This window comes from Shewanella sp. GutDb-MelDb (genome assembly GCF_002836075.1).
GTDB lineage: Bacteria > Pseudomonadota > Gammaproteobacteria > Enterobacterales > Shewanellaceae > Shewanella.
Genome location: NZ_PJBM01000129.1, coordinates 41,967 through 48,717 on the forward strand (window position 1 = coordinate 41,967; position 6,751 = coordinate 48,717).

Here is a 6,751-nt window from a genome sequence, read left to right on the forward strand (position 1 = left end):
TACCTCAGGGAGTATTTAGCAAGTTAACCTTTAAAGTTGATGCCTGTTTCATTTTCAGCACAAAGAAAAGCTTTCTCATTCCAATAGCCTATCGCACAGACCAATTTTCCGTTATAACACAATAATGGGACATGAGATCTTGTCCACGGTGGCACTTCAAATTCTTGCCAAAGTTTCTTTAGCTCTCTACCTTTACTGCGATATTGTGGTTGGCAACGTGTGCTTCCCGGCAAGGAAAACTCAATAGTCACCTTTTCGTCAGCACGGGGGAAACGCACTCCGGCATTAATGGCTAAGGTTGCTTGAATAAGCTTATTATGACCATAGTTCAGCCCCACTTCTAACAGCTCATCGAGTGAAGATACTGCGATATTGGCCGAGTGTGCTGACGCCGTCATCGGCAAAAAGTATCCAGTGCCTTTAAAGCGTTTTATCAACACATCGGTTAATTTTATCTCTATATTTGCGTCGACTTTAGCATCAAGTAACTGTGCAATAATTTGCTCGGCTTGTACTTTTGACGGCGGAGCAAACCCCAAAAAATCCATGTGACCACGCAGCAGTAATGCTTGCCACGCTTTGGAGTATTGCGCTAAAGCGGCAAGGTTTATAACACATTCGCCGCCCAGCTTTGTTTGAATTCGCGGTAATCGCGCAGCCAGCTCTTCATCAATAACGCTTTGCTGCATTGCGCACAGTTCAGCACTACGGCTCGCTGTGGCAGCAATGGCGCTCCAGCGCTGCTTTAACGTGGGAATGATTGATTGACGCAAAAAGTTTCTGTCATACTTTTCATCAAAATTACTCTCATCTTGAATATGACGAATGTCCCGTGTTTTAGCATACGCTTCAACATCACTTTTACTTAAATCGAGCAACGGCCGAATAAGCCACTTATCGTTATCGAGAGATTGTACTTTCCCCATCGCCGACAAACCTTTAGGGCCGAGTCCTCGCTTTAACGCTAATAAAATAGTTTCGAGTTGGTCATCTTGGTGATGCGCTGTCATCAAGATATCTGCTGCACACATCTGCGCTAATAAAGCCTCATAACGCACAGAGCGAGCTTCGGCCTCGACACTGGTTCTTGGCGCAAGCTTGACCTTTACGCGCGCTATAGTACACGGAAGTTGATATATCTCAGCTTGTGCTTGGCAATGTAAAACCCATTCATCTGCATTGACACTCAGTCCATGATGCACATGCACTAACTGACAATCGAACTGAGGATGCAGCTTGGCAAACTCAGCTAATCCATGGGCTAAAATTTCTGAATCTACGCCGCCACTATAAGCAAGTACCAGTTTACGCGGCGCAGCTGACGCCGCGATAACAGGCAAGGCATCTACACAATGACCAATGAGCTGAGCAATATTCATGACTAAAAAACAATCCTGACTTTGTCTGAGCCTGTTAATGACTCAAGCGCTAGCATCAAATCATCCGTTGGATTCACGCGCCACTCATCACCCAGCGTAAACTGCGCTTTAGTTTCTGGCTGAGCATAATTAATCAGCACCGGCACAGCGCCATTTTTCCAAGGCTCGACGGCTAATTGGAAACGGTTCAACCATTCGGCGTTAATATCCTCTGACTGTAGGTCAACTTCTACCGCATTGGCAAAATGACTACGAGCTTCACCGATATCGATAATATTACGCGCCGTCATACGGTTGCCACCGGCAAAATCATCAAAGCTAACTTCACCTTCAATGATCAGAATCCGGTCTTTCTCAAGCAGATGATTATACTTCTCAAACGCCTCAGTAAACAGCATGACCTCTAGACGGGCACTCTTATCATCGAGGGTCACTAAGCCCATTTTAGAGCCACGCTTGGTCATCATCACTCGCGTTGCAACGACCAGACCTGCGGCCTTCATTGTTTTACCACGTTCCGTTGGATGTACGTCTTTCAAACGTCCAGAAGTGTAATGCTTAAGCTCTTTAAGGTATTGATTAATCGGGTGCCCGGTTAAATACAAGCCCAATGTGTCGCGCTCACCCTCCAACCACACTTTTTCAGGCCATGGGGTGCATGCAACAAATTGCTGCTTGTCATCTTCAGGTTCACTATTGAGCAATCCAAACATATCATGCTGGCCTAATGCTTCAGCTTTTGCATGTTGGTCAGCTGCCCGTATTGCCTCTGGCAACGTTGCGACTAATGAGGCCCTGTGCGCCCCTAAATTATCGAGCGCACCTGCACAAATCAGCTTTTCGATGACGCGGCGATTGAGTTTTTTGAGATCTATTCGCGCACAAAAATCAAATAGGTCGGTAAATGGGCCGTCTTTTCGCGCAGCTAAAATAGAATCAACAGGGCCTTCACCAACCCCTTTAACCGCGCCGATACCGTAAACAATATTGAGGTCATCATCGACGGTAAATTTAAATAAGCCCTTATTCACATCAGGTGGAATAAGCGGTATGCCCATACGCTCACATTCATCAACCAAAATCACAATCTTGTCGGTGTTATCCATATCTGCTGACATTACCGCCGCTAAAAACTGTGCTGGGTAATGGGTCTTTAGCCAAAGCGTTTGATAGGATACTAATGCGTAAGCGGCTGAGTGTGATTTGTTGAAACCGTAACCGGCGAACTTTTCCACCAAGTCGAAGATCTTCATCGATAGCGGACCATCGACACCGTTATTAATCGAACCCTCTTCGAATGTTCCGCGCTGCTTGGCCATCTCTTCAGGCTTTTTCTTACCCATCGCACGACGCAACATATCCGCGCCGCCGAGGGTGTAGCCTGCAAGCACCTGTGCTATCTGCATCACCTGCTCTTGATACAAAATAATACCGTAGGTTGGCGATAGCAGCTCTCTTAACGATTCATGCTGATACTCAGCATCTGGATAAGAAACCTCTTCTCGGCCGTGCTTACGTTCAATAAAGTTGTCTACCATGCCTGATTGCAAAGGTCCGGGTCTAAACAGCGCTACCAGTGCAATCATGTCTTCAAAACAATCAGGCTGAAGACGTTTGATCAAATCTTTCATACCACGAGATTCCAACTGGAAAACCGCTGTGGTTTCATACTTTTGCAGTAACTTAAAACATTTAGGGTCGGTGAGCGGTATTGACTCAATGCGAATGTGTTCTTCACCGGTTTTATCTTTAACGCTGTTCACCATCTTTAACGCCCAATCAATAATGGTGAGCGTTCTTAAACCCAAGAAATCAAATTTAACCAGACCAGCGGTTTCAACATCATTTTTATCGAATTGGGTAACTGGGTTAAGGCCTTCTGAATCACAATAGATAGGCGAGAAATCAGTAATTTTGGTGGGTGCGATAACCACACCACCGGCGTGCTTACCGGCGTTACGTGTCACGCCCTCTAGAATACGGCACATATCGATGAGATCTTTGACCTCTTCACTGCCGTCATACGACTCTTGCAACGCAGGTTCAACTTCAAATGCTTTAGCCAGTGTCATACCTGGTTCTGCAGGCACCATTTTAGAAATACGATCGACAAATCCATAGGGATGACCCAATACACGACCCACATCTCGAATAACCGCTTTTGCCGCCATAGTACCGAACGTAATAATCTGCGACACAGCGTCACGACCATAAAGTTCGGCCACATGGTCTATCACTTCATCACGTCTATCCATACAGAAATCGACGTCGAAATCTGGCATTGAGACACGTTCAGGGTTAAGAAATCGCTCAAACAGCAAATCGTATTCAAGCGGATCCAAATCGGTAATTTTAAGCGCGTAAGCCACTAATGACCCGGCACCAGAACCACGGCCAGGACCAATTGGGATGTCCTGATCTTTTCCCCATTGGATAAACTCCATAACAATAAGGAAGTAACCCGGAAAGCCCATTTCGTTAATCACTTTAAGTTCGATTTCTAAACGTTCATCGTACTCGGGACGCTTTTCAGCTCTGACTGCAGGGTCTGGAAATAAAAACGCCAAGCGGGCTTCTAAACCTTTTTCTGAAACATCAACCAAAAAGGCTTCAATCGACAAATCACCGGTGGGGAAGTTAGGCAAGAAGTACTCATTTAAACGTACCGTTACGCTACAACGCTTGGCTATCTCAACGGTATTTTGTATCGCTTCAGGGATATCGTCGAACAGTTCACACATCTCCTCACTACTTTTAAAATACTGCTGGTCACTGTATTTTTTCGGTCGTCTAGGATCGGCTAGCGTGAAACCATCAGAAATCGCGACGCGAATTTCATGTGCTTCAAACTGTTCAGGTTTATTAAAAACCACTTGGTTAGTGGCAACCACTGGCAGGTCTTTTTCTTGCGCAAGTTGAACCGCCAGATGCAAGTAACGCTCTTCATCTGGGCGTCCAGTACGCAATAACTCAAGATAATAACGGTCTGGAAAATGTGTTTGATAAAACTCAACTGATGACGCTACCTGGCCAGGATTCTCTTTTAAAAGGGCACGACCCACATCCCCCTGACGTCCACCAGACAGTAAAATAAGGCCATCATTATATTTAGCTAACCACTCTTGGTCGATAACGGCTTTATCTTTAATATGGCCGCGAAGATAAGCATCGCTGATCAGCAAGGTTAAGCTGGAGTAGCCTTCGTTATTCATCGCTATCGCGGTAATAGAACAGAGTTCATCAAAACCGGGGACTTGTACCCAAAAATCGGTACCGATAATGGGTTTGATGCCAGCACCATGACAACCGCCATAGAACTTAACCAACCCACACATGTTGGTCTGATCGGTTAACGCGACCGCAGGCATTCCCAACTCGCTTGCTTTAGCAAGAATAGGCTTAACCTTAGACAGCCCATCAGACATTGAATAGTCACTGTGGACGCGCAAATGCACAAAACGAGGATCAGACATAGTGGGAGTATCTTTCTTTTAGGTAGATGACAACAAATAATGAATCTAACAGAGTAGAACAAGGGCTAGCAGCAAACAAGTTAAACTACCAACCCAGTAAGCAGATGAACGACTTTTTAACTATTTATTACATTGCTTCACGAACAGGTCGGAAACTCTTACGGTGTTCCGCTAACACGCCATGTTTGGCTAAAGCCTCAAAATGCACCTTCGTTGGATAACCTTTGTGCTTTTCAAAGCCATATTCTGGATGTTGAGCAGCGAGCACTTCCATCTCTCGATCGCGCACAACTTTTGCAATGATAGATGCTGCACTTATTGCATCAATAAGGCCATCACCCTTGATGATGGCGTGGCTCTGCACACCAAAATCTGGCGTACGATTACCATCAACTAACACTGAAGAGGGTTTAATCGTTAGCCCTGCTACAGCACGCTGCATTGCCAACATGGTTGCGTGTAAGATATTAAGCTCATCTATCTCAACAGGTGATGCTGAACCGATAGAGATACTTAACGCTTTTTGCTGGATCTCAACGAACAACAACTCACGCTTTTTCTCTGATAACTTTTTAGAATCGTTAAGCCCTGTGATTGGGTTATTAGGATCGAGTATTACAGCCGCAGTCACAACATTACCCACTAATGGACCACGACCCACTTCATCGACCCCAGCGTACTGCCCAATACAGAGTTGGGTGATCTGCTCAGGGGTAATATCTTTTATAACAGCCATTATTTTGGCTCCTCAACTAATTCAACTGTCTCAATTAATTTAATCACCGCATCAGCTGCGCGAGCGCTAGCATCGCGTCTTATCGACTTGTGCATCGCCATAAATCGATCATGTAATGGGGTAAAATCGCTATCAAGTTGCAAAGACACGGCATCTGCAATTTTCTCGGGAGTACAATCAGCTTGAATAAGCTCTTCAACGACATCTTCATCAGCGAGTAAATTAGGCAGCGAATAACGCTTTGTTAGCATCATTCCTTTGGCGATTTTATAGGTAATAGGGCTGACACGATAAGCGACAACCATAGGCCTTTTAACTAACATAGCTTCGAGTGTTGCAGTGCCAGAAGCCAGTAAAATACAATCTGCTGCAGCCATCACCTCTCGAGAATGACCTTCAATTAAATCGATCTCTAGATCCGGCGCATGAATGCTCAATGCTAATTCAAACTGCTCTCGTCGTTTTTGGTTGACAAGAGGCGTGACAAATTTAAGATCCGGATAACGCTGCTTAATTAAATTTGCAGCTTTAACAAAAGGTTCAGCAAGTTGTTTAAGCTCTCCGCCACGACTGCCTGGTAATACGGCTAAGTATTCTGCGGTCTGATCCAGTCCAAGCAAGATTCTCGCCTCAGTTTTACTGCTTTCTAGTGCAATATCATCAGCAAGTGTATGACCCACAAACGTACAAGGAACGTCATGTTGATCATAGAAGGCTTTTTCAAATGGCAGCAATGACAACACCATATCGGTGGCCTTGGCGATTTTGAAAATCCGTTTTGGTCGCCACGCCCATACAGACGGGCTGACATAATGAACGGTTTTAAGACCACGCTGTTTAAGCTTTAACTCAAGGCCGATATTAAAATCCGGGGCATCGATACCAATAAAACAGTCAGGTTGGATCTGCATCAACTCATCAATTAACGTCGCCCGCACTTTAAGAAGCCTGGGTAGACGTGACAGCACTTCAACAATCCCCATGACCGCTAACTCTTCATAAGAAAAAAGAGATTCAAAGCCTAATGCATCCATACGCGGACCACCGATCCCAACAAATCGTGCATCTGGATAGCTTTTTTGAAGCGCCTTAATCAAGCCAGCACCAAGGATATCACCCGAGATTTCTCCGGCGACCATGGCAAATATACGAGGAGTGTTTAT

Annotated in this window: 4 protein-coding genes; all 4 read right to left on the reverse strand. The window is 45.2% G+C overall.

From position 1 onward, the window contains the following. Positions 1-23: 23 nt before the first annotated feature. The 4 genes from tilS to lpxB all read right to left on the reverse strand — a co-directional run bounded on the left by tilS (position 24) and on the right by lpxB (position 6,751). Complete coding sequence (gene tilS / locus CXF82_RS04460) at positions 24-1,379, reverse strand: tRNA lysidine(34) synthetase TilS (protein WP_102043733.1); 1,356 nt, start codon at positions 1,377-1,379, stop codon at positions 24-26. A gap of 2 nt (positions 1,380-1,381) precedes the next feature. Further along, positions 1,382-4,852, reverse strand: a complete 3,471-nt coding sequence (gene dnaE, locus CXF82_RS04465) for a DNA polymerase III subunit alpha (RefSeq protein WP_102039358.1) — start codon at positions 4,850-4,852, stop codon at positions 1,382-1,384. 127 nt (positions 4,853-4,979) lie between these two features. Continuing rightward, on the reverse strand, positions 4,980-5,588 hold the full coding sequence (gene rnhB, locus CXF82_RS04470; protein WP_101092748.1) for a ribonuclease HII: 609 nt from the start codon (positions 5,586-5,588) through the stop codon (positions 4,980-4,982). Then, complete coding sequence (lpxB, locus tag CXF82_RS04475; protein WP_102043734.1) at positions 5,588-6,751, reverse strand: lipid-A-disaccharide synthase; 1,164 nt, start codon at positions 6,749-6,751, stop codon at positions 5,588-5,590. The genes rnhB and lpxB overlap by 1 nt, the downstream gene beginning before the upstream one ends.

Excerpts from the sequence above, each read along its gene's own strand:
- tilS (WP_102043733.1), bottom strand. The coding sequence starts at position 1,379 with ATGAATATTGCTCAGCTCATTGGTCATTGTGTAGATGCCTTGCCTGTT.
- dnaE (WP_102039358.1), bottom strand. The coding sequence starts at position 4,852 with ATGTCTGATCCTCGTTTTGTGCATTTGCGCGTCCACAGTGACTATTCA.
- rnhB (WP_101092748.1), bottom strand. The coding sequence starts at position 5,588 with ATGGCTGTTATAAAAGATATTACCCCTGAGCAGATCACCCAACTCTGT.